We start from the raw sequence: 23486 nt of genomic DNA on the forward strand, positions 1-23486 counted from the left end.
GAAACGACCTCCACCTGCTGGGGAAGGACGTCGAGAACGTCCTTCTGAAGGAGCGCGTTTCCGACTTGCTCAAGCGTCTCAAGGTCGAATTTGGTGCGGAGATGGTAGAGAACCGAATTTTCGTGGGGGGCGTCTTCACTTTTCTCACAGAGCGTTGAGACCGAGGTCCCGTCGGCGCACGCGCCGACGAGGACCTCGTAGATGTCTTTAGCATCGATCTCGGCGTTTTCAGCGAGTGTGAGAGCAACTTCCTCGTCAAGAGCGTTGACGAGGAAGTTAAGCAGTTGGTCTTCGTGGATTTCATCGTCTGCTTGCTGGGTTTTAGACACACCTTCTGCAAGCAGACGTCTCAACTAACCGGCTTTGTGATGTACTGAGGTTCGCGATCGGCATCGTCAGGAACGATCCCGGTCCAATCGTCGTCACCGCGATCGCCGGCGGCCCACTCGGCGAACCGCTCAAGCTCGCGGCCGGCGTTTCGTCGATAGTTCCCGCCGTCCCCACCACGGCCTTTCCCCTTGTCCTGGAGGTATCGTTCAAACGTATTGGTGAGGGGAGTCAACTGCGTTCGGTTTGTAGATGAGTTTTGGTCCATTATAGTTCTCACGAGGATTGCTGTCTGTAGTTAATCACAGAGGCAGACTCCGCCTTCACGGATTTGACTAACTGAGAACTGGTGGACTGCAGTTGCTAATTCAGTCATCGCATCTGCTTGCTCTGCCGTCGGACGACCTCCTCCGTAATAGCTCTCCGTCCGATTTTCGCTGTAAAGAGCCTTCATCTCCTCTGCAGTATCCCGTTCAAACAGCCCGATCTGATGCGCACGGTCGTAGCCGAACTGGTGATTCTGGAACTCTTGGAGCGTATCGCTGGTCATCGAGAGCGCATACGCCTCAATCGACCGCTCGATAGCCCCGAAACAAACCTCGATGACAGCGGTATAATATCCGTCCTGTACTTGGAGTGTGTCGACGACTTCGAGTAGTCTACACGCTTTCGTCAGCTGTGTCTCCCAGTCTGCATCGGCGCTAATCCCATCTTCGAATTCAGTTCGACCACGTCCAACCATCTCGAAGGCATCTTGGGCACGCTCAAGTGCTGCGAGCACAGAATCCGGGTCCGAGCCGCTACTCATCGCCAGCACCCTCCTCCAAGAGCAGGTTTTCGACGGTTTCGAAGTCACTCGTCTTGTAGACCGGAATTCCTGAAACGATGATTTCTCGAATATCATCGGTGTAGGCCGGAATCGCTTGGACGGCCTCAACGTCGATATCGTAGGCGTACCGGTCACCATCAAATTCCATGTCTTCGAGGTCGCGTGCAATCGTGTTCGCTTCACGTTGGCTTTCCGCCCGCCCTGACCGAGTCAGCACCCAGAGATCGATATCGCTCCGTCGATCCGCATCACCCCGGGCAACACTCCCATACAAGATGATGCCGACGACGTCACTAATTATCTCCCGGAGCTTCGTGACAGCAGTTTTGACCGGCTGGTGATACTCCGGCTGGGGAATACGGAGGATCGGGTCATCTGGGATAGAGAGGCGTTGTCTGTTGATCTGTACGAGTCGCTGGTTGCTTTGAGGTGATTCGGTGATCAAGTCATTCGCACTGAGAACATTCACTGCCCGTCGGACGGACTGGTGTGAATGACCAATCTGCGTTGCGAGTTCTCGCAGTGAGAAGTCACTAAACCGATGGTTGGTTAAAAATAGAAGGACATCACTCGTTGCTTTGTGTTTGAATAAATCCGGGTCTGATGGAGGTATCGAAAGCGAAATAGATGCACCTGAGGAATCGGGATGCTCCGTCTCACGGTTCATATGCCGTAACACGGACCATTACTATATAAAACTTATACGTGTATCGGAGAAGGGTGTCAACCTTAGCGTGAAGGAGGCGGCCGAGCAAGGGTAAGTTGGGTGTTGAGCAATGCTCGACCGCATGGTTGAGAAGGCTCGCCAGCAGGAAGTATTTTCCCGCGAGGACACGCCGACAGAGCGGCGTGTCCTCGCGGCGTTTTTGTACCATGCTGGCCTCTCATACCGGCGAATCGAACCGTTCGTTGATCGCTCGTATGAGGCAATCAGACAGTGGTTTCATCGGTTAAAGCACCTCTTCGAGCCCGACTGCCGGGATCGACAAGAAGTCGCCGTCGATGAGACGAAAATCGAGATCGACGGCACCGAGCACTACGTCTGGGCGGCAGTCGATTGTGACACTCTCGAAGTGCTTGCCGTTGAGGTCTCTCCCGGTCGATCGAGCCTCGATGCGCTCCTGTTTTTGAAGAATGTTCTCGAACGGTGCCGCGGTCGCCCGGTGGTGCGGGCCGACCGCGGCCCGTGGTATGACTGGCCGCTTGAACTCTTAGACTGCGAGTACGAGCGTGAAACGTGGGGAAATCGGTCGCTTATCGAAGCGTGGTTCGGGATCTTCAAATACCGAACCAGACGTTTCTACCACCGATTTCCCATCCACAGCACCGCCAACTCCACCAGATCGTGGCTGACAGCCTTCGCCGCCCTCCACAATGCTACGCTCTAACCTTGACACCTTTGTATCGGAGGTCGCATAAATTCTTACTATAGACTCAACGTCAACGTGTTGGTGCAGAACACATCTATTAGCTGCTGGGCTCAGCTGGCTCTCTTGGGGCGAGGAAGTCCCATTCGCGGATGGCGAAGCCGACGATTTTGATGCGGCGCTGGAGATGCTCCCATTCGCGGGCAATCTCACGGCGACGGTCTTCTTCCTCGGCGTCGAGGGACTCGTCAACAAGCGTGCCGCGAAGCTGGTTCGGTGACTCAACGTCGAATTCGCCCTTCCAGTCCCGAATTTGGGTTTTCATATCCGCGAGACGGTCCGTGAGCTCCTCGACAGTGTGCCCGCTGTCTCGAAGACGCATCGCCTCCTGCATCGCCTGACGCCGGTAATCAGGGTAATATGTGGTGTGAGTCCCGCTGTCGTCGCGATGGAGGATGCCATCGTCAACGAGCCGTTCGAGGACGCGTTTCGTCGGCTCGTGTGACCAGCCCGCTTCGGAAGCGATCCAGTTGGCCGTCCGCGGCTCCGACAGCTGCCGGGCGGTCATCCGCACGCGGTCTTCACCCGTGGTCTGGCGTTCCATCAGGCCCTCGGAGTTCGATTCGTCTTCGGTCATACAGCATCGTTCGGGCCTTGTCCTAATATAGGTTGAGGTCATTCGTTCTATACCGAAAGGGCTCCATCGCCCATCGCTTCGACCTCAGCTGAGGAGAGCCAGAGCAAACTCGAGCCCGGTATCAGTGGCGCTACCCGGGGGAAGCGCCGTCGTGAGGCGGTTGCAGCATTCGTGCTTCACCGACGGCGGCGGGGTACTTCAAAGTGGTCGTGATTACGAGTGTAATCACGTCCAGACGCGTATTTGCCTGAAGTACCGAATTCCGGCAGTAGCAATGTTAATAGCCAAGAAACCGGACTTATAAATTATATATCGCTATACCAAAGCTGAGCCGACGGTCTCAACTGAGTCCACCGTATAGAGGCGGAATCAGACTATTCTGAGGTTGCTGCTGGGGTATTATAGAATAGTTTTCTATTTTGGAATAGTACGCTATTCAGTCGATTCTGAAGAAGCAGACTCGCGGGCTTGTTCGAATCGTTCGGCCACTTCGTCTACGAGATCTTCCTCCACGACGGTTCGGAGAAGAGCATCAGTCATCTCCCGAACGACGATGTTCTGGTAGCCCTGCTGGTTGAGCTCGCGTTCCAGTTCATACTTCAGCCAGGAATCGAAGTCCTCGATCGTAGCCTCCCGGGCGTAGAAAGGCCGCTGTTTGGCGGCCTCATAGCTGAACGCTGAATCGGTCATCGGGTTTCGTCGTTCGACGGGTTCCTGAGAGGGCGTCTCCTCGTCGGCTTCTGATTCAGACGCGTCATCCGTATCTTGGGGTTCGTCGTCCGGTTCATCTTCGAGTGTCTCCCCGAGGTCGGCAAACGGATCGTCGTCAGACATGGCGGACCACCTCACCTGCCTCGACGATGTGCGCCAACTCGTCGAAGCACTGCAACTGGTCACAATCAGGGTCGTAGTCCAGCAGGGGTTTGCGCTCGCCGTAGGCCTTCGTGATGCTGGTTCGGTCCCGGATGCCCGGTGAGGGTTTGAGATCGCCGGCATCGACAGCCTCCCAGTCCGTGATCCGCGCGAAATTCGGGATGCGATCCTGAAGGTTATCGTGCGAGTTGAGACGTTCGAGGAGCTGTCGATCTTGAGTCTGCTGGTCGATACGGCCGCTCAACATGTTCGGAACCAGCGACAGGACGTCGACGTCCATATGCTGCCGAAGCGGGGAGATCTGTCGCTCGATGGTTCGCTCCAAGCCGGCCATCGCCTCGTTCCCCGGGGCGAGCGGAAGCACCAAGTTAGCCGTCGCGACGAGCGCGTTGTCCGTGAGTCGGGACCGGTACGCCGGCGAATCCGTGACGATATAATCGTACGTGTCCCCAAGGAGTGGATCGACGACTTCCCGTTTGAGCAGCGCAGAGGGTTGGAATACGTCGCCGACGACGATCTCCCGCTCGACCTGTTCTAAGTCCTCGCTGGACGGGAGGATATCGAACTCATAGCTGGTATCGTAGACAACTGAAGTCGGGTCAGCATCGTTGAAGAAGACGTCGCCGATGGTTTCCTCGGTATTGTGATACTGGTCGTCAAAACCCAGCCCAACGGACGCGTGGCCGTTCGGATCCAGATCGATGAGGAGGACATCGTGGTCGTGGGCGGCCAGCTGTCGAGCGAGGTTGACCGCAATCGTCGATTTTCCGACGCCCCCCTTCAGCATACAGACCGAAACAGCCCGAGAGTTCCCATCGGTCTGTACCGAATCATATGGGCTATTTGGGCTATTCGTTCTATCTATACTATTCTTGCTATCTGAGCCACTCATACTATTCAACAGTATCAACCCCTCTCAACTTAACTCTGTGGTGAATAGTTTGAATAGTATACTATCGCCCCCTACAAACCTATTCTAGAATAGTATTCTATTTAAAAATAGATTAGATAGAAGAATGGAACGTAGGGTTAGGAAACGAACTCTAACATCGACTGAAGATCATACCCCATAGCAGTCAGTTGTACTTACACCCGTCGTTGGACTCCCCTTTGTCGCAGTTTCTTGGATGGACTAAACCCTCACAGAACTATTTGCTATCTCCTCGGAGTAGACAAATACAACAATCCGGAAAGAGACGAAGTCAGAATCCGATGCCAGCTGGCTACGCAGAATCTGGATCCGTATTCAGTACCCACCCGACTCGGTCATCCTCTGGATAACACAGAGGCGAGAAATCAGCAAAAGGGGAAGACAGGCAACTAGCTCTCATCCTCTTCGTATAGACAGTCACCCGCAGTTACATAATGGGTCAGAACTCAACTATACGGTTAAAATAGTAGCCTGGACAGATCCAAGATGGGTTTTGAATGGGATTTTATATACTGCGGACTACCTGTATTCGATAATGAGTGACTCGTCGGACGACTATACACTTGAAGATGCGAAAGACGAAGTCGGAATTCTTCGCCGTGTAACCGACGACGTCGTCGAAGCAATCCGGAATGCAGAGAGCGAAGACGTACTGGAGTTTTTGATCGAGGACGAGAAACTCGACGTAGTCCACGACGGCGAACGTGGTCTGGGCCGGGTTCGGCGTGCTGTACTTGAGTCACCGCTGGCTTCAGACCGCCTCAAGCGCATCGTGAGTCTCCGCGGTGACGAAACGCCCGAAGAGATACTCGTTCCGAAAGATGTCGAACGCAACGCCAAAGTCGCGCTTGAAGCCGGGAAGCCCGTCGTCCTGTACGGACCGACCGGAACAGGGAAGACGACCTTTGCTAAGCAGCTCGCCCGTGAGACCGGCATCGGGTACGCACTCAACACTGCGACTCCCTCGTGGACGCCGTCGGACATCATCGGCGGGATCAGTCCGGATTACACTGGCGACTCGCTAAGCTACCGGACGAAACTCGGCTGCGTGTCCGAAGCCGTTCAGCGTGCCCGCCGATTCGACGTCGAGTACGGCGTCATCCTCGACGAGATCACGCGAGCCGACATCTCGAAGATCTTCGGCCCACTGTACACCGCCATCGAAAATCCCCATCAGACCATCTTCGAGACCGACGAGGGGGAGACCATCGAACTGGACGAGCGGGTGAACATCATCTGTACGATGAACATGTCCGACCGGACGGTGAACGAACTCGACAACGCGATCACCCGCCGGTTCGCCATGATTGAGCTGGACGAGTACGAGGAGGACAAGCGCCGACAGCTGTTCAAAGACTGGATCACCACGCACGTCACCGACCACACGGACCTCGGAGAAAGCGAGATCCTCCGGCTGTTCGAGCGGGATTACCAAGGGATCAACCACGGTCACGAATCGACGTCACAAGGGTCGATCATGCGCTTCGGCCCGATGCATTATCGCGACGTCGCCGTCTTCCTTGGCGTCGGCTGTCGAGAAGGCGGAGAGTACGAGTATGACCAGAAAGATGCGGTCGGACAGGCGTTCCGGACGTACATCGTTCCGCGACTCCTGAACGCCGCCGCATTTCCGCAGATCGAGCGAATCGCGGAACACTACCGCGCGATGAACGGCGAGTTCGAGGAGTTCGATCTAGCCCCCGCAGCTGAGCTCGCCGAACGGGAACTCGAACAGGAACGTCGCCAGATGGGCTCCTACGAGTAATGAGCACCGTTGACGAAGTTTACGAGTACGGGCAGGACACCTTCAACGTCCCCGAACGCGGGGAGATCCGGATAGAGGGCTGTCCGTCGTCCATCGGGGACCAGCTTCGTCGCGCATCTTTCACACAGCAGAGTCCCGGCGTCTTCACGAAGAGTCAAGCAGCACTCGACGGCGAGCAGGAGTACGAAGTCGTCACAGTTACCGTAGACGGCGACGAGAACGAGGTACTCCACGTCGAAGCGACGGACATCATCGGCGTCGTGAGCCTCACACCGTCGTCGAAGGTCCAGGTCGATCCGAAGATCGACTGGGAGCACATCTTCGATATGTTGCTGGCGGTCTACGACCAGAACCGTTCAATCGAATACCACGGGATCCCGCTGCAGGACTTCCTCTCCGACGACATCCATCTCGACGATGTCTTCGTTGTGCTGGCGATCAACTACCTCGATGGGTTAGAGACGATCCACCGGCAGGGGTACATCCGCGACTTGGTTATCCGACGGCTCGACAGTCTGGACGGTCGGGGAGAGATCGACGTTGAACAGACGCTTATGAACCACGCGCGGGGGACGCTGGAGCCACACTGGATACGCAACGAGACCGAGTACGACAACGCCGCGAACTCGCTGCTTCACTACGCGGGGAAGACGCTACTTCGGCTCTTTCGACAGAACTCTCACGAGAACGACCATCCTGCGTACGACCGTATCTTCTCAGAGGTTCACCGAGAGGTGGAGCGCCTGGAGAGTATGGGTGTTAACAGCGGGTTAGATCGGATGGACGCGTATCGACGTCTCTCGCTTAGCGACCTTCCGAAGCAGCGACGGTACTACCAGAAGGCGTTCGACGTCGCCAAGGCAGTGATGTCATCGTCACTCGGCCAGCAACTCCGAGACGGCCCGCGAGAACTGGTCGTGGACTACGTTTTGAATATGGAGTCGCTGTTCGAGCAGTACTCCCAGGTCGTCATTGAGCGGGAGCTCTCGTATATCAAGTCCTACGACCACCTCGGCGGCCTCGACGACGTGACGCCCGTCCGGTCACCCTCCGTGAATCCGTTCGAGGGAGAGGGTCAGATCTACCACGAACCGGACCACGCGCTACAGGAGGGCGACCAGACACTAGCTGTACTGGACTCGAAATACTACGCAGAAGGCCACGACCCGGTGAAGGAGTCTCCATCCCGATCTCGGTTGTTCAGCTACGCCTACCTTCTCCACGCTGACCGGCTTGCATTCCTGTGCCCGCTACTCGAACCGAAGCGTCGTCGAGTCGCCCAGACCGGAGCCGAACTGCAGATCGTCTCACCCGAGCAGTCGTTCACTCTAGATGGATACGGCGACGTCGTCCACAACTACCTACACGACGTCCTCGTCGAGAAATCTGCTGAACTCGAAGCCTTCCGAGCTGTCGCAGAGAATCGCCTGTGCCTCGACGGTGTCGAAGAGACTGCCCTGAGCGAAGCGACATCGATGAGCGGTCCGTTTACGTTCAAAGATACTCGAGATTTCTCGCTTCGCGTCCTCAAGGCCGCTGCCGACGAACACTCGTGGGAAGTTCGCAATCGGTACGACCTAGAGCAAGACGGTGACTGGACGCGAGAACAGATCGAGACGCGCTGTGAACAGCGCTACGAGCATACGACGACGTGCGTACCGGTGTTCTGTCGCGAGCACGGGCAGGAGTGGATCGACCTCTACTTCCTCCAGAACGGATCCGATGAAGTGGAGAAAGAAGGACCGCTGAAACTGCTCTAGCTCGTTAGAACGGAGCGACGAGCCAGTCTCCCTCTTCTTTCCGTTCGAGTTGTGGGCCGAATACCTGCTGCAGAGAGTGCAGTGCATCGTTATAGCGGAGGTCGTAGGTCTTCCCGCTTCGGTGGAACGACCCTTCGACGACGAACTGAACGGTCGGGCTTTGATACTCCAGGTCATTCGCTCGTTGATCCATTGCACGGGCGAGTTCGTCTGCTACGTCACCGTCCTCGAACGCGTCACCCAGTCCGACGACGCTCACCTTGTCTGGTACGTCATCGTCCTTGAGACGCTTGATGAACTCCTCGACCGGCATCTGGTGGTCGAACACGTTATACTCCCCTTCGACGATGATGTTGTATCGTCCGGGAATTTGGCCTGGTCCTGCCATTCGTTGAAGTACGTTTCTCCTCGGCTCATTAAGTAACTGTGCTGTCAGACGCACGAACTGGGGGAGAAAGTATTCAACGTGAACTGACGTTTGTAATCGTATGTCGGCAGAGCCCGAGGAACTGATTGCACTCCCGTTCATCATCGTGGTCGGCCTTGCAATCGTCGCTGCCGTCTGGATCGGCGGTAACGGCGGCGACATAAGCTGGATTTCGGACGTGGTTCAGAACCTCACCCTACCCGCAATCGTCGTCGGTCTGCTTATCGCGGCCGGTGCTGCGATCATAAACGCTCTCTGACCCCCGTAGCCACACCTGTTCAATTGACGGGAGGTCGTTGGTGAAAACGGATTCAATCGAATGTGACGTCGGCGGTACCGTCTGTCTGAATTACTCTTGGGCGAGTTCCTCGTAGATCTCCTCGTGGTCTTCGAGGTCCTGCCGCCCAAGGAACCGGATGAGATACCGCCGGGCCTCCTCGGCGGACATCTCGCTAGGAGACAGTCGTTGATCATCTTCTACGATCATCCTCGACGGCCGCTCTCGCTCCCATCCGGACGAGCTGTTTTGGGTTCCGATTTATCCGGCTCTGTTGAAACCCTATTAGTCAGATACTATTTTCGGTGAAACATCTGTTAGGTAGGTATGCCTACCTACCGGCTGATTCAGCAGGAAAGTTATCGAATTAATAGGAGTTCAACAGAGCCTCTCTGGCACAAGATTAGCGATGCATCACAGTGCACGTAGGTGAGATGGTTCTTCCAGTTCTAACCGGAGAGAGGGATAACAGTTGTAGTCAATACCGTTGACGTCGAGCGTTTCCAACGCGATCTCCTCAGCGCGCTCGTTCCACTCGGGCATCTCTTTTTCTAGGAGGTCTCGCGTAACTACGATGACTACAGAGTCGGTAGGCGGGTAGCCGGTGTTGTGGTCTGCGAGTGTTTCGTCGTCGCCGCAGTCCCAGTCGGCGATTGTATCGTCTGGGAGGTTGACGACGATCAGCTCTTTTGGGTCCTCGTCTTCCTGTGGTTCGGCTTCCCGGTCGTGGACGATGTCGCCGTAGATGAATTCGAATTCATCTAGTTCGTCGTCCTCAGTGTCGTCACGTTCCTCGGAATCGGACTCTAGCTCTGAGTCTCCTTCCGCTCTCGGGTGCTCGTTCTCTTGGTCTTCCTCATCGGACTCGGCTTCTTCTTGCGGTGCGTCGTCCGGTTTGGAATCGGCTGGAACGCCAATCACGCCACCGCCTCCGCCGCCGCTCCCTCGCGTCTCATCAGTATCGTCAGCGGCATCCGGGTCGGTACTCGGTGTCTCTTCGTCGTCACGCTCTGACTGGGTGGCGTCCCCGATTCCAGTCTGCTGAGTGTCGTCGGCCTCTGGTTGGTTCTCTGGCAGCTCCTCGTCGGCGTCCTCTCTGTACTGTTCTGGCGGACTTCCAGTTCGGTTACCCATAGTTATGTCTCCGTAGGATTGCTCGTAAGACGCGTCTCGGTGCTTTCCTGAGCGAAGTCGCCGAGTTCGGCTTGGACGCTGAACAGCGCCTTGTTTGTCTCGGCGGCCCAGTCGCTGTACTTCTGACGGCTAAATCCGACTTCACTTGCCTGGCAATTCACAAGCCACTGATTGACGCCGGTGGCGGCGACGACTTCTCGCGGACAGTCTCGAAGAGTGTCCTTAGCCAGCCGCCCGATGAGCAGAACCCCGGTTGGATTGACGACATCAACGAGCCGAGTGACATCCTCGACAACCATCTCTCCAGACGGGTACTGGGTGACGTCGAACGCGCAGTACGACAGCCCAAGGTCCATGAAGATCTCGCGGCACCGCTCGAAGTGCCATTCTTCCCAGCCCTTTGCGATAGGGATGATCCGTGTCGGTAGGTCGCTCCGTGCCCGGACACGCTCGGTGACCTCGCGCGTCCACCGTAGGCACTTATCGATCTCTTCGAGTTGTTCGCGCTTGGTCATCGTGTGCTCGTACACCCACCGATCACTCGGAATGTAGAACGCGGGTTTGAGTGCTTCAACGCGCTCAACCTCGTCGTCTGGCCGCCGGCCGTACAGCAGATCGTCGTCCTCAACGTTGGCGAGGATGAGCTTCTGCTGGGACGAGAGCATCGCGTCCATAGCTGCTGGGCGATTCACGAACCAGGCGGCATTGGTGAAGGTTGTGAAGAGGAACGGCGCATCATCGTGGCCGCCAAAGAGCCGGCGGTGATGCTTGTCTCTCGGTTTGAACTTCGGGATGGCGCCATGGGGTAACTCGTCGGCTGGCATGAGTAACGGTGCGACTAGATCTTGGTCTCCAACTGGGGCGGCATTTTCACCGCGTCAGTGCCTGAGGGCCGATTCACATCCGGAATGAGGATGGCAGCGGTATTATATATCCGTATACACACTCATTTACGAGTGTCTAAGCGTATGACTAGAAACATTTATTGAAGCAACCTCATTTGTGGTTGCTATGAGTCAAGGAGAACAGTCGCTTGAGAAAGCCGATGTACCTCTTCAGGACGTCATGGGCTGGGGGAAGAATCACGCGGCTGCGTATCGGTGTCTAGTTGACAAAGGCCCCTTGGAGGCAGGTGAGGTTGTTGTACGAACGGATATCCCACGCGGCCGCATCTACGACGTGCTGGAAGACTTAGTTGAAGAAGGCGCTGCTACGTTCCGGGAGCGGAATCCGAGACGATACTACGCGCAGAATCCAGAGGGACTCATCCAAGAACGAAAAGAGGATTTTGACGACAAGGCGAGCGAACTCATCGAAACGTTGGGAAATGCTTACCAGCTCAATCTACCGGACGAATCAGGGGATTCTGCGTGGATTCTCGGTGGTCGATCTGGCACCGTTCGAAAGCTCCGGGAGCTGCTGGAGGAGGCCCAGGACAGCGTGAGAGCACTAGAGCCCGATCCTCGATGGTGCGAAACGAGCGATCATCGAGTGTTTGAGAAACTTCACAGAGAGGATGTTGAACTGAAACCCGTAATTTGGAGCGCACGCCAGGATACGTTAGAAGAGATAGCGTCGTTCAACTACCCGGTCTGGGAGCACAAGGAGCTCAACAAGATGTTCTACGTGATCGATGAGAAGCACGTCGTTTTCCAGATGGGCGGCGATACAGGGGTCGTGTTCTCGGATGCTACCATAGCAAAGGTTTTTGCCAGAGAGTTCGAAGGGATATTTAAGTACGCCGAAAAGTTCGACCGCAACAATGCATAGGAAACTACTCCCACTCGCCCTGATGTATGCTGGCGATGGCGAGCCTATTGAGGGTCGGACACGTCTACAGAAGCTCGTTTTCCTGATGCAGAAGCGTCTAGAAGAAGCGGGGGAGGATCCACTTCAGTCGGACGATTATGAGTTCATTCCGTATGACTACGGCCCGTTCTCCAAGGAGCTCTACGACGATCTGGACGAGACCATAGCACGCGGTATGGTGGAAGGCCGGGAAGAAGATCTTGGCGAGGACAAGGTAAAGTACGACTACGAGATTCAAGACCAAGGGAAGCAGTGGGTCAGGGACCAGCTCTCGAAAGAAGAAGCGCAACGAATTCTCGAACTTGCAGAGGATATTAAAGACGAGTACGGTGATGTCTATCTCTCGGATCTGATTGATGAAGTGTACTCACGGTATCCGAAATACGCTGAGAATAGTATCTACTGACCAGGTGGTCTTTAGAACAGCTGTAACCGGAGGGTCAAGTCCGCGGGCGTGTAGGTATGGGCCAATCGACGAGCATTGTGACCAAAGACCCAGTCGAGTCAAAAGGAACTCTCAACGGCAGCATCTAGATCTCTGAGCGCCTGATTCGACGGCTCAATAGACGGGACACAGTGATCCAGGCATTTCTGGGATTGAACGTACATCTCGACACGCGTCGCCGTCTCTGCAGCAACAGCCTGTGCGGACCAAAGGCAGCCTGATTAACCCGAGCTGCATCCTTGTCGTCATATGAACTGCCCCCGAATCGGGCAGCCGCAGAACGGATCGCTCCGTAACCGCTTTGTCGTGCGAATATCACGACTTACGTAATGGCAGATATCGGGCGATGGGTCGTCTGGGGTCTCCTTCCGTCAGTAATTGGCGGACTCCTCCTTAACGCCATCTTCCCCTTTGATTCGATCAACAGCGAAATCTTCGCAGTCGTACTGACGGATCCGATACTACGAACCGGCGCGTTAATCGTCGTACTCGTTGCTCCCGTGTACTTCGGCATGAGATACATCATCGGGCTTGTCTCCTCCCTGGTAAATCGGCGGCGAGAGATTCAGAAAAGCAACTCACCAAGCGTATACAGCAGCACCTCTAAACCGAGTAAGCTTACGTGGTACGGTGTCGTCCGGCACTACGGCGCGGACTGGTACGTGGCAGTGGGTGAACCACGTCGTGGGAGTGAGAAGTACGCGTACATCGAGAAAGGGCCGTGCTGTCCGAACTGTCAAACGGAGATGCTCCACCGGAATAAGACGCGACTCTTCATTCTGAAACGACGTATCTGGTTGTGCCCGGAGTGCGAAACGGTCGTTGATCGGCCGGATGAGATGCTGTTCGAAGAGAAACGTGGCGTGAAGAATGTAGTCGAGAAGCACGTAATGGCTGCTCTCTCTTCCGATGACCCGGTGGAATACATCGAGTCAGTGGATGGGTTCGATACTGGGCGGTGGGGGAAGCGACTCCCCTAATTAAGAAGCAGTTGACAAACTACCCAGTGTCAGGACTACTCCCGTCCGCGTTCGGTCACGTACCGGTCCTTAATCGAATCATCATCGTACGTCGCCGGGCCGTCCAACCATTCAAATCCGAATTCCTCCTCAATCACCCGGAGACAATTCTCAACAGACAACTGGTCACCGACGGTGAACTCGACTCCATACCACGAATCTGAAAGAGAGCTCAGTAACGTCTTCGCACAAACCGAAGCGTGATCGTGGACAGCGTAGCTCCACTCAGTGAAATACGCGAAATTATGAGACACATCGTTTCTGCATTGCCGGATAAACTGCGCAAGACGCACCTCCTTACCAGACAATTCCCCGTCCTCGTACGCCTCGGTAATCAACGGAGAAAGGTCGTTATCAACTCCGAGTCGGTCCTCTAACGCGTGTTGGAGGAACGACCCAGTTCGCGTCAGGACGGACGTGACGTGATTCTGAGACAGTAACAAGTCAATTTCGTAGAGTTCGATGATGAAGAATGTGAGATTCTCGTCTGCTTCATCAAGAACTGCGATTAGTGCCGACGAGATTAACGCGACCGGGTTTCTGCGGCCGCGTTCCTTCAGTTCGGCTCCGAGGCGTTTCTTTTGTTCTTCCTCGTCAAAGACAGTGAGGTGCTCGCCGCGATTCAGCCGGTAGTCGTCCGGGATGTCGAGCTCTTCCGGCTCGGTTTCGTACACCCACCGGAGTTTTCCTACGTACCCATGAATCAGGTGCCATTCTCGTGCAGTGTAATTCTCCATTCCTTACGAGTTCGCACTCCCGTACAGATATTCAACTTTCAGTTCTCTGTTGAAACACACTAGTTCGGTACAGTCTGTGATGAAACAGCCAGTATGTAGAATTACGGCCCTGTTGAAATCCTATGTGGCTGACAAGTGGCAAGTGCTGAATAGAGAGGGTCTACTTAACGACCTCCGACAGAATCTGTTGACCTATGAGGATTTCAACAGAGCCATTTATCCGTGTTCGATTGATATCGAACACCGACTCCCAGTTCACATCGAGAGCAGCACCTCGACGACGTGCTCACCGTGCCCGCTCCAGAGTCTTTGGCGAAGCGGAGAGGTCGCGTTCGAAGCGGTCAGCTAAGTTATTGCTCATACGTAGATTGTTGTACAGGTGTACAGCCCTATCTCCCTCAAAATTTCTGGGTGAGATTGGGAGGCTTGAAGACAGCTTGAGCAGCCATCCAAAGGTCTAATTTGTGGTGCGGCCAATTAACTGTCGAGCGCAACGGTGCTGCGTAGAGCCTGTGTGACTATGTCCCGGAAGCCTGGCGGTGCAAGCCAACAGGCGTCGAAGACGGACGTGGGCACAGGAAACGCACCGATTTTTCGATTCTACGGTACGGAGAGCTGCTACCGGGCTCAGTAACTCGTGATATCCCGGTCTCCGAGCACCCGCGTGTACGTGTCGTCACCGGTCACGTCGGCGAGCCGTCCCGCGAGTTCGCGCAGGTCATCATCGACGTCCCACTTCTCGACGTAGTTCTGGACCGCCTGGCCCTTCTCGTAGCGGTAGCGGAGGAACTGGAGCTTATCGAGATTCGAGAGGTGGTCGCCGCCGTCGCCGTTGACGCGTTCCTGGATGTACGCCTGGCGCTTCTCGTTGTCCCACGTGCCGAGTTCGAAGCCGTCGTCCTGATTGTACAGGCGCGTCTCCTTGAGGTCCTCCGGTGTGGCATTCGTCCCGCGGCAGAGCTTGTTGACGTCGTCGTAGGAGACGTCGGGCGTGTCGAGCAAGTCGATGAACACGTCTTCAACGCCGATATCGCTGGCCTCTTGGATGATGCCGTATATCTCTTGGACGACTTCCTTGGCGGACATGATCTCGCCGTCGCGCTGCACCTTCCCGTGGTGCTTGGAGTACTCACGGAAACACGCGCCCATCTCCATCACGCCAATGTCGCCACGGGAGAGGTCACGGTTCTCTTCGAGTTGGATACGGGTACGGCGGGCCGTACGGTAGATGTCGCGGCGGAGGGAGTTCCACGAGGCTGGCTCGGTGTCGTCGATGGGTCGGGCGACGACGGTGATGTCGAATGAGACTGCTTCACCCGTGATGAATTTATTAGAGTCTGCACTAATTGGATACGTCGCTGTAACCTCGAATCCGTTAGCACATAGCGAGGCAAGCAATTCGCCCCACGACTCTGAGTCAGAGTGGTGGTAAGTGAATGCTAGCACCCCATCGTCTTTTAACGCCCGTCGGATTACAGCGAAGGCTTGCCCAATCTCAGTTTCGAAGTCCTCGGCAGTCTTGTCCAGATACGGGTTAGTTACGATTGACTCGGCACGAGGCGTCTGGTCTTGATCGAACCCAGGGTATTCATCTTCAAGCAAAATCTTCTGCCAGACGTAAAAATAGTCTGAGACCTCCGAGTAGATGATATTGTCGTAGTATGGTGGGTCAGTAATTACTGCGTCAAATTCGTCCTCGAAATCGAGGTTCCGCATATCGCCTTGATAAAGAGTGGACTCCTCACCAATTGGCTGTGCGAACTTTCCCGTCTCTTGAGTTTCCCCATCTTCGATGAATCGTTCTGTCGGAGAAGCCCCATACTCAACTCCTCTCAACACTTTATCGACAGAGTTTGAGAACGTACCTCGGCCTGCTGAAGCACCCCAGACGTTATTTTCGATGGCTTCTGAAGTCGGCACGAACGAATTCATTCGAAAAACGCCCTCAATCTTGTTCGCAGGTTGGTTGTAGATACAGAACATGTTTTGGAACATAAGTGAGTCTGTTAGAGCCAAGAGAAGGTAGTCCCGCAGTGAAGGGTCTATATCTTCGATAGACCGCATAATCTTCGCAACCGAGAGTAGCTGGCGCTCGTTGTGCATATCGGTCCAGTACTCGTATCCGTGGTCAAAGACATCATTTCCAGCCAGTTCAGATGACGCAGTAATCGCTCCTTCTGGGATTTTTTCGCCAGGAACGTACTCATGGAGGTCGTCGCTACTTTCCCACTCTTCGATTGCTTCGTCCAGAAGATCGATATCTGCCTCTTCAACACGTTTGTATCCTTTATACTCACTTCGCTCTTCACCGGCGGTCTCACAGTGTTCGCAGAAGTATTCGACCGCGTACAGACGGAGGTCTGGTGAACCCTGTTCTTGGATGGCATCCGTGATTGCGTACTTCTGTCCACAGTCAGGGCAGTTGTACTTCCCTCCTCGAGATACATTCCCGTTCTTCGGAATGAAACTATGGCCACAAGCATCGCAAAGGCTCTCTGACTGCCAGTCGTCCACGAGAGTCACCGCCCCACAGCCCGGGCACAGAACGTTGTATTTGTCATCATTCTCGTAGCGTCCCTTCGCCACGCGATAGTCCTTGAATAGTGGAACCGTGTGCCCGCATGAAACGCAGTCCAATTCTTTCACCCAGAAATTGTACATCACGTCGGCGTCGTGGTCGCCGTTCGGGCAGGGCGTTTTGTAGTACTCCGTGATCTCGTCCGCGACGTCCTCCTTCACCTGCTCGAATGCTTCCTCAAGCTCTTCGACGTCGGTTTGGCCAGCTTCGAGTTCTTTCTTCGTGACGAACCACGCGACAGGGTTCAGGTCATTGCCGACGACTTCAGCGCCGAAGCGCGACGCCTCAACGAGCGACGTGCCGCCACCCATGAATGGGTCGAGAATCTTCTTGTCCTCGACGCGGACATCCTTGGGGTAGAGCTCCCAGAGGCTCTCAGGGTCTGCCATATCAACGCGGTCAAGGATGGAAGCGATATCTAACTCACTGGAACCTTCGTCATTCCAGTTCGCAAGCGTCTCTCCGTTATTACCTGGCTCAAACACATCCACTGTATCTGGATCGTGAAGAAGAGAGTAGAGCGAGATTGCACGGAAAACACACCCCAGGCGACGGGCCCACCACTTGTGCATTGTGTAAATAGGACGGTAGTACATCTTCGCTCGCCCCTCTCGTTCCGCCAACTCGTTCACGCGCTCGATGGGGAACCCGCGTTCGATGGGGAGTTCCGTCCGCTCCTGCCGACCCTGTGAAGATCCAGATTGCTCAGACATTATTCAGTATATAGAAGCGATAACGCAGGAACCCCATAAGTGTGCGTTCTTCACACCCTTTCTGTACTGTGACGAGACCAGTACTGTGGTAGCGAACTGATTGGATACTTATAACCAGTTGTCTTATGTGCCCCGGTTTCCATCAAAACATCAATGCCGTCACACACGAGTGGGACGCAACTCATTTTCTTTCTGTATCTTCTCGTGCCAGGTTATTTCGCATTTCGAACATATCTCTGGGCCAATATTGCGCTTGATGAAACCTCGAGGCTTACCAAAATCGTCCATATGTCTATGGGCGGGTTCGGGTCACTTGCGGTAGTTGCCGTTATTCGGAACTTGGGGTTGCTACACTTCGATTTTATTCCCCTTTGGCTCGCCGTTAATGAGCCGATCACATTTGAAGGAGTTTCAACTCTTACTGTTGCAGAAGCAACCAATCTGATCGTAATGCAATCATTCGTAGCAGTCTTGGGTGGAATCCTAGTAGGAAGTCTTCGTATCATCGTGTGGGAGGGGGAAACGAAGGAACGTAAGAATCTAAACAACCCTTGGGAAGAGTTCGAATATCAGGCTACGTACGATGGCACAGTGACTGTCCTCACGGAGAATGACGAGCAAATAACCGGCCAGCTACTCGAAGTTGGTAACTCTAGTACCGAAAACGACATATTGCTAACGGAGCCCCGGGAGTCTCAGTTTTTTAATGGTGAGTTGGAGGAGGGAGAATCAAGAGGAAAGATCTCATACCACCATCAGCGCGACATCTCTCGCGTAATCCTGCATAGTGAATGGGAAGGTCACGAACGTGGCAGTATTGAACGATATCACCGTGACCTCCTGAACTCTGGATTAAAAACCCGGAGCTGGATACTCAGGAGATTCCAATGGGTTCAGTCCACCGTTAGTGGATTCAAAGAAGCAATATCTTCGGTATTACACAATGATGAGCAGCAAGACGGGTTAGATATCGAAGATGAGGTCTCACTATCTGATACCTCTGACGGAGAGAGCAGAGAAAGTGGCGATGAATAGACTAATCGCTCTTATGAAGCAGGTTGTTGGTCGAGGAGAGCTGTCGCTGTGAAAGCGTAGCGGGCAAGGGTGACGCGAACGCGTCACCCGATATGTTCCCATTTGAACTGCTACGCTCGGAGGCGAGCGCCGCGAACCTGCTGGAGCAGGTTCGCTGGCGCGATGGCCTCCAGTGCCCGCACTGCCGGTCTGAATCAGTGATCAAACACGGCAGCTATCGAGAGTATCAGCGGTACCTCTGTAAGGATTGTGACCGCACGTTCAACGACAAGACCGGCACGATCTTCGCACACGCGAAGATTGGCCTTGACAAGCTCCTGTTCGCGTTCTACTCGTTCGTTCGGTTCAACACGAGTATCCACCAGTTAGACGCTGAAATCGACGTTTCCTACCGGTCGCTGCATCGGCGCGTCGAGCAGTTCGCCAGAACGCTCGACGCGCCAGCCGTCTCCCTCGTTGGCCCGGTCGAGATTGACGAGTTCTATGTCTCTGCTGGGAAGAAAGGCCGCGAGCGCGACCAACCGTCGCGCTCGCGTGGCCTTTCGAAACGTGGGCGAGGAACGTACGCCAAGGACAAACCGCCAGTATTCACGCTCGTTGATCGCGGCAACGGTCAGCGATACACCGTGCCAGCGAAATCCGCCGACGAAACGACCGTGCGACTCCTTCTCGAAAACAACGAGAAGGAGTCGCTGACTGTCTATACCGACGGATTTCGGGCCTACGACCCGCTAGAAGACGATGAGAACTTCCACCGGGAATCAGTGATTCACGGCGACGGTGAGTACGTCGATGGAGACGCGCACGTGAACACCTGCGAGAGCCACGCGTCGCTGGCGCGACGGTGGCTCTCGCCGCATCGAGGCGTCTCAAAAGACAACCTGACAGCGTATCTCAGACCGTTCCACCTCCGACGACGAATCCTCCGAAAACCCGGCCGAGAAGCACTCAAGGAGATCGTTCAAGCAGTTCTCTGACTCACCAACAATGTGCTTCACAAGAGCGTAGACTAATATTGGTATACGCTATTTTCGGTGTACTCAGAGTGCCTGTCATAGACTCGTTCAATTAAATCCCGTAATGACAGGTGGCCATATTCGTTAGCAATGGCCTCGGCAGCGTTAAAGATGACATCAATGTCTCCACCTCGGCTCGTAAGTTGCTCTACCGCTTTTCTCCCAGAATCTTCCAGTACGTAATCATATCGCGTATTCCCCCCGACCGTTTTTTCAGTCGAAATCTTCACCAGACCTTTTTCCTCCAAGTCCTCAATATCCTCCAGTAGCGATTTAGAGAACGGGCCGTAGTCGTACTTTCGGTAGGTATAGGCGTCAAACTGGTCTCCGAGCTCTTCTTCATCGAGTAAGAAGGCAAGCTTTTGAAGGCGGGTTTTTCCCTGGATTTCACCATCCATAGCGTCCAGTAACGCTAACGGAACCAAGCTCTCGCGGTCGATTGTGATGGATCCCATAGGGCCTACACCTTTTCCTTCGTATTCATATTTCAGTTCTGGGGGTATAGTCTTTGTCCGTTAATACACCGAGCGTCTTCTCCTTTGGAAAGACTCAACGAGAGGTGTAGACAGAGCTACTTCTGGAAGCTGATCTCGATCTTCAGGCTCGACGCCTCTTCCGGCATCCGCTCGAAGAGGTCCTGCACCTTCGTGTAGTCCTGTTCGGACCGCAACGTCAAGCTGACCTGCGTCCGCTCGACGTCGGCGGTCCCCTGAAGAGCACCGGGAACACCCTCCCTGTCGGGCAGCATGAAGGTGACGTCGCCGTACTCAACGCTCCCCGTCTGGTGGTTGTTCCGCCACTTGCTCCGCATCGCGGCGACGTCGTCGCCGTTGTACTCGAAGCGCCACGTATCAGCCTCTGTATCAGCCTTCCGGAACGGATAGCCGGGCACCCAGTCGGTGGCCTTGTCCGACCCGGTTGTGTTGACCACGTACTCCGGTTCCTCGTCCTTCCCGATGTTCTCCAGCAGGAACGTCCGCACCATATACTCGGTGACGCTGTCGTCGAAGCGGTCGGTGACCTTGTTGACCGTGAACTGGTCACCCGGCTCCAAGTCCTCGATGTACGCCAGAATCTGGTCACCGATTCGGTCGGATACCGTCGGGACAATCTTGACGGTGGTCGGCTCGCGATCGCCGAGCGATCCGAGATACCGACCGCCGGCCTCCAGCACGTAGTCGTCGACGAGGAACTCGTTGACCGCCTCACGAGCAACCGATTCGGTCTCGTCCGGCGGCAGGAACACCGCTTCGTCCGACCGAACCTCTCCGATGATCGTGTCGAGATTCGCGTACCCGTCGTCGTTGATATGCTCCTCGATACGGTCCACAAGGGACGACGCACCGACAACCTTCGCACCGCCGACGTCACGGAGCGTCGCGTCGGATTGTGGCTTGTCGAGGATCTCGTTCCCTTTTACGATGACGTACTGGTCCTCACGGGCGAGCCGGCCGATAGCCCGCATCACAACGTCGTGGCTGTCGCCGTCGATCCAGATCTCGCCGTCCTCAACGAGCTCCAGTTCGAAGTCGCCGATGTCGAGCGCAGTCGTCCCGCTCCCGAAGCGCTGGCGGAGCTCCTGCTCGGCGTCATCGACCCCCCACACGTCCACGTCATCCTGCTGAACGAGCACGGTGTCCAGCGAGCTTCCGGAAAGGTCGTCACGGAACCCACCAGTATCACGGGCGAGTACCGGCTTGCCGTCGAGCGCTTCGACGGTTGCGTTCAACACATCGTTGGCACTGCCGGGAATCGGGAGTTCCGGGTCACGGTGGAACTGCTCGTAGATGTCCTCGACCGAGATTTCCCCACGTCGATCCAGAAGGTCCTCGGCGATGTCCCAGACGTGCGACTGGAGGTCGAACGGGTCAGCTGCCGCAGAGTCCGCAATGTTCGAGGCGTCGAGTTCCGCCTCGTCGAGGACGAAGACATCGAGATCCATCGGCTCCACTTTCGCCCACTCGTCATCGTCCATCAGATTGTCGCCGTCGATCACATCGCCGTACAGGAGTTGAAGCTCTTCACGGAGCTCGTTCTCCTCCTGCTCCATCATACTACGAATCGAGGTGCGGATTTCGTCATCGAGTGACTCGTCCGCGAGTACCTGTCGCGCACCCTCAATGTACCGCGCCTTGTCGATGTACCGTGTGCCGGACTCGATGGCCTTGTCCCCCGAGGGCTGGACGAAGACGAGTGTGTTGCGCCACTCGCGTCCGCGACCGTCGTTCGTGATGACCTTCTTCACCTCGTCCTGGGTCCACTGGCCGTCCTTCACGACGACCTTCACCTCACGGTCGTCCGGAATGTCCCGCATATCGTTCGTCCGGAACCCGACCGGGTGCGCATTCGAGCCGAAGATATCCGTGATGAAGTCCGCAATCTCGGCCTTCGCCGACGTCTCCGACACATCCACAGCTGCGTTCCGGATGAGTGCGTTCGGGTTCTGCCGGTCACGAATGGCGTACTTCCCGTTCAGCTTGTGGAGGTGCCATGCAACGCCGTGCAATCGTTCGAGGTTGAGGACGACGTCGGAGACGAGGTCACCTGTCTGGTAGGCACCCATCACGATCTCCGACACCTCCGCACCCTCGCCTTCACTCGGCTTCAACGAGTAGAGGAGAATCGTGTTCAGGATGCGACGACCGTGGGGCACTTCATCCGTGTCAACACGACTTTTGATGTCACCGGTAGCGGCGTTCAGTCGTTCGTAGTTGATCTTCGCCAGTTCGTCCTCAAACTCGATGGCGTCGATGTCGCCGTGTGTGATCAGGTCCGTCTGATCCTGCATCTGCAAGAGAACCTTCGAGAAGAGGTAGATCATCCCGCGCGTGTTCTGGTTGCCCTCATCGGCGTAGTAGCGTGTCTCAAGGGCATCCAGAAGCACAGGGTGGAACGGATAGAGATCGTGCATCTCCGACAGCAAGTCGTCGGGGAGATCGACGTGCCCGTCAGCTTGATCGTATGCGTCGAAGTACCCGTTGACGATCTCGCGGGCCGCACTCTCGTTTACGGAGTCGATCAGGCGGTGGCGCAGGACCTCGCGCTTGTCCACCTGGTTGTTCATATTGACCTCAACTGCCTGTTCGCGGTTCAGGATATCGTGGACTTCGGAGCCCTCCCGGAGCACCGAGACGATCGTGTAGAGTTCGAGATCCGAGAGCGCGGTCGATTCGAGCAGTGACTGGAGGAATGCCTTGTTTGCGCTCTTTCGATCACCCTGAAGCGTATCGAACCAGTCCTCCAATTCGTCCACGAAGAATGCGACAGTGGTGTCGCCGACGGCCTCCTGAATCGTCTGCATATCGGGATAGCCACCCGACTCGAACGTCCCAGGATCGTAATCAAGCGCCTCGAAGAACGGTTCCCAGAGGTACTCGTACTGTTCGTTCTGCATCGCAACCGTGATCGGCGTCGCCGACTCTGGAAGCGAAGCGTCGAACCCTTCAACCGAATCACTTGCCCACGCACCCGCGGCATCGGGATCATCGAAACAGTGGTACAGTGCCACCATCTGGTGAGACTTCCCACTACCGTACGGGCCATAGAGGATGTGCGTGCCTCGCGGGTCGTCCCCAGTCAAGGAATCACGAAGAATCGAGAGGGCCTCTCGAAGGCCCTGAGTCATCAGCGTCCGTTCGAAAAAGAGTGCTGCGTCAGACTCGAACTCGTCGTCGTCGTCAACATTGTAGAGTTTTACCTGCCCATCGATCTGTCCTTCTTCCCGAAGCTCGCGGCTGAGGGTCACCGTGTCTTCGAGCGTATTTGGTAAGGATCCCGTCTGTGCCATCTTGATACTTAAACAAACCT

The 23486-nt window shown here is 55.4% G+C and carries 22 protein-coding genes and 2 pseudogenes; 9 read left to right on the top strand and 15 right to left on the bottom strand.

What is annotated here, in order from left to right; translation table 11 throughout:
• From LPA44_RS15255 to LPA44_RS15270, 4 genes and pseudogenes are all read right to left on the bottom strand, one after another.
• A pseudogene (locus LPA44_RS15255) lies at positions 1 to 329 on the bottom strand (ISH3 family transposase); the annotation flags it as partial.
• A 41-nt stretch (positions 330 to 370) separates the two neighbouring features.
• A pseudogene (locus tag LPA44_RS15260) lies at positions 371 to 595 on the bottom strand (site-specific integrase); the annotation flags it as partial.
• A gap of 30 nt (positions 596 to 625) precedes the next feature.
• Positions 626 to 1135 carry a DNA-binding protein gene (locus LPA44_RS15265; RefSeq protein WP_230890381.1) on the bottom strand — a complete coding sequence of 170 codons (510 nt, stop codon included), beginning with the start codon at positions 1133 to 1135 and terminating at the stop codon, positions 626 to 628.
• Positions 1128 to 1823, bottom strand: a complete 696-nt coding sequence (locus tag LPA44_RS15270; RefSeq protein WP_230890382.1) for a nucleotidyltransferase domain-containing protein — start codon at positions 1821 to 1823, stop codon at positions 1128 to 1130. The genes LPA44_RS15265 and LPA44_RS15270 overlap by 8 nt, the downstream gene beginning before the upstream one ends.
• A gap of 109 nt (positions 1824 to 1932) precedes the next feature.
• Between LPA44_RS15270 and LPA44_RS15275 the strand changes: the two genes are divergently transcribed.
• Positions 1933 to 2544 carry a DDE-type integrase/transposase/recombinase gene (locus tag LPA44_RS15275; protein ID WP_230890383.1) on the top strand — a complete coding sequence of 204 codons (612 nt, stop codon included), beginning with the start codon at positions 1933 to 1935 and terminating at the stop codon, positions 2542 to 2544.
• Between the two features lie 79 nt (positions 2545 to 2623).
• Here the strand turns inward: LPA44_RS15275 and LPA44_RS15280 are convergent, their stop codons facing one another.
• The 3 genes from LPA44_RS15280 to LPA44_RS15290 form a co-directional block, all read right to left on the bottom strand.
• Positions 2624 to 3202 (bottom strand): DUF7342 family protein, encoded by a 579-nt coding sequence (locus LPA44_RS15280; RefSeq protein ID WP_330166335.1) that lies wholly within the window; start codon positions 3200 to 3202, stop codon positions 2624 to 2626.
• Between the two features lie 390 nt (positions 3203 to 3592).
• Positions 3593 to 3994 (bottom strand): hypothetical protein, encoded by a 402-nt coding sequence (locus tag LPA44_RS15285; protein WP_230890385.1) that lies wholly within the window; start codon positions 3992 to 3994, stop codon positions 3593 to 3595.
• Complete coding sequence (locus LPA44_RS15290) at positions 3987 to 4925, bottom strand: ParA family protein (RefSeq protein ID WP_269070297.1); 939 nt, start codon at positions 4923 to 4925, stop codon at positions 3987 to 3989. Before LPA44_RS15290 ends, LPA44_RS15285 begins: the two co-directional genes overlap by 8 nt.
• Before the next feature lie 574 nt (positions 4926 to 5499).
• Between LPA44_RS15290 and LPA44_RS15295 the strand changes: the two genes are divergently transcribed.
• Together LPA44_RS15295 and LPA44_RS15300 are read left to right on the top strand one after the other, a co-directional pair.
• Entirely contained in the window at positions 5500 to 6729 is a 1230-nt protein-coding gene (locus tag LPA44_RS15295) for an AAA family ATPase (RefSeq protein WP_230890387.1), read from the top strand.
• A complete protein-coding gene (locus LPA44_RS15300) occupies positions 6729 to 8489 on the top strand; it encodes an McrC family protein (protein WP_230890388.1) in 1761 nt (586 codons plus the stop codon). The genes LPA44_RS15295 and LPA44_RS15300 overlap by 1 nt, the downstream gene beginning before the upstream one ends.
• A 4-nt stretch (positions 8490 to 8493) precedes the next feature.
• On the opposite strand, the gene LPA44_RS15305 is transcribed toward LPA44_RS15300, so the two are convergent.
• Positions 8494 to 8877 carry a hypothetical protein gene (locus LPA44_RS15305; RefSeq protein WP_230890389.1) on the bottom strand — a complete coding sequence of 128 codons (384 nt, stop codon included), beginning with the start codon at positions 8875 to 8877 and terminating at the stop codon, positions 8494 to 8496.
• Between the two features lie 100 nt (positions 8878 to 8977).
• Here LPA44_RS15305 and LPA44_RS15310 point away from each other — a divergent pair, with 100 nt between their 5' ends.
• Positions 8978 to 9175, top strand: coding sequence for a hypothetical protein (locus LPA44_RS15310; protein ID WP_230890390.1), 198 nt, complete (start codon positions 8978 to 8980; stop codon positions 9173 to 9175).
• 90 nt (positions 9176 to 9265) lie between these two features.
• On the opposite strand, the gene LPA44_RS15315 is transcribed toward LPA44_RS15310, so the two are convergent.
• From LPA44_RS15315 to LPA44_RS15325, 3 genes are all read right to left on the bottom strand, one after another.
• On the bottom strand, positions 9266 to 9403 hold the full coding sequence (locus LPA44_RS15315) for a hypothetical protein (RefSeq protein WP_230890391.1): 138 nt from the start codon (positions 9401 to 9403) through the stop codon (positions 9266 to 9268).
• Positions 9404 to 9607: 204 nt separating this feature from the next.
• Complete coding sequence (locus LPA44_RS15320) at positions 9608 to 10327, bottom strand: hypothetical protein (protein ID WP_230890392.1); 720 nt, start codon at positions 10325 to 10327, stop codon at positions 9608 to 9610.
• 2 nt (positions 10328 to 10329) lie between these two features.
• Positions 10330 to 11151 (bottom strand): hypothetical protein, encoded by an 822-nt coding sequence (locus LPA44_RS15325; protein ID WP_230890393.1) that lies wholly within the window; start codon positions 11149 to 11151, stop codon positions 10330 to 10332.
• 187 nt (positions 11152 to 11338) lie between these two features.
• On the opposite strand from LPA44_RS15325, the gene LPA44_RS15330 reads away from it, so the two are divergent.
• The 3 genes from LPA44_RS15330 (at position 11339) to LPA44_RS15340 (ending at position 13561) form a co-directional block, all read left to right on the top strand.
• Positions 11339 to 12097: a TrmB family transcriptional regulator gene (locus LPA44_RS15330; RefSeq protein ID WP_230890394.1), complete on the top strand. Its 759-nt coding sequence runs from the start codon at positions 11339 to 11341 to the stop codon at positions 12095 to 12097.
• Positions 12090 to 12542, top strand: a complete 453-nt coding sequence (locus LPA44_RS15335) for a SocA family protein (protein ID WP_230890395.1) — start codon at positions 12090 to 12092, stop codon at positions 12540 to 12542. Before LPA44_RS15330 ends, LPA44_RS15335 begins: the two co-directional genes overlap by 8 nt.
• 368 nt (positions 12543 to 12910) lie before the next feature.
• Complete coding sequence (locus tag LPA44_RS15340) at positions 12911 to 13561, top strand: hypothetical protein (RefSeq protein ID WP_230890396.1); 651 nt, start codon at positions 12911 to 12913, stop codon at positions 13559 to 13561.
• 35 nt (positions 13562 to 13596) lie between these two features.
• On the opposite strand, the gene LPA44_RS15345 is transcribed toward LPA44_RS15340, so the two are convergent.
• Together LPA44_RS15345 and LPA44_RS15350 are read right to left on the bottom strand one after the other, a co-directional pair.
• On the bottom strand, positions 13597 to 14337 hold the full coding sequence (locus LPA44_RS15345; protein WP_230890397.1) for a hypothetical protein: 741 nt from the start codon (positions 14335 to 14337) through the stop codon (positions 13597 to 13599).
• A gap of 627 nt (positions 14338 to 14964) precedes the next feature.
• Positions 14965 to 17628 carry a DUF1156 domain-containing protein gene (locus LPA44_RS15350; RefSeq protein WP_230890398.1) on the bottom strand — a complete coding sequence of 888 codons (2664 nt, stop codon included), beginning with the start codon at positions 17626 to 17628 and terminating at the stop codon, positions 14965 to 14967.
• A 153-nt stretch (positions 17629 to 17781) separates the two neighbouring features.
• Here LPA44_RS15350 and LPA44_RS15355 point away from each other — a divergent pair, with 153 nt between their 5' ends.
• Both LPA44_RS15355 and LPA44_RS15360 read left to right on the top strand, forming a co-directional pair.
• On the top strand, positions 17782 to 18663 hold the full coding sequence (locus tag LPA44_RS15355) for a DUF6338 family protein (protein WP_230890399.1): 882 nt from the start codon (positions 17782 to 17784) through the stop codon (positions 18661 to 18663).
• Between the two features lie 92 nt (positions 18664 to 18755).
• A complete protein-coding gene (locus LPA44_RS15360; protein ID WP_230890400.1) occupies positions 18756 to 19640 on the top strand; it encodes an IS1595 family transposase in 885 nt (294 codons plus the stop codon).
• A 32-nt stretch (positions 19641 to 19672) separates the two neighbouring features.
• Here LPA44_RS15360 and LPA44_RS15365 read toward each other — a convergent pair whose 3' ends face one another.
• The gene (locus LPA44_RS15365) at positions 19673 to 20134 is read right to left on the bottom strand and encodes a SocA family protein (RefSeq protein WP_230890401.1); all 462 of its coding nucleotides are present in this window, start codon (positions 20132 to 20134) and stop codon (positions 19673 to 19675) included.
• A 116-nt stretch (positions 20135 to 20250) separates the two neighbouring features.
• Complete coding sequence (locus LPA44_RS15370; protein WP_269070304.1) at positions 20251 to 23466, bottom strand: DUF499 domain-containing protein; 3216 nt, start codon at positions 23464 to 23466, stop codon at positions 20251 to 20253.
• Positions 23467 to 23486: the final 20 nt, after the last annotated feature.

It is taken from the genome of Halobacterium sp. KA-4 (genome assembly GCF_021028995.1).
Classification (GTDB): Archaea; Halobacteriota; Halobacteria; order Halobacteriales; family Halobacteriaceae; genus Halobacterium.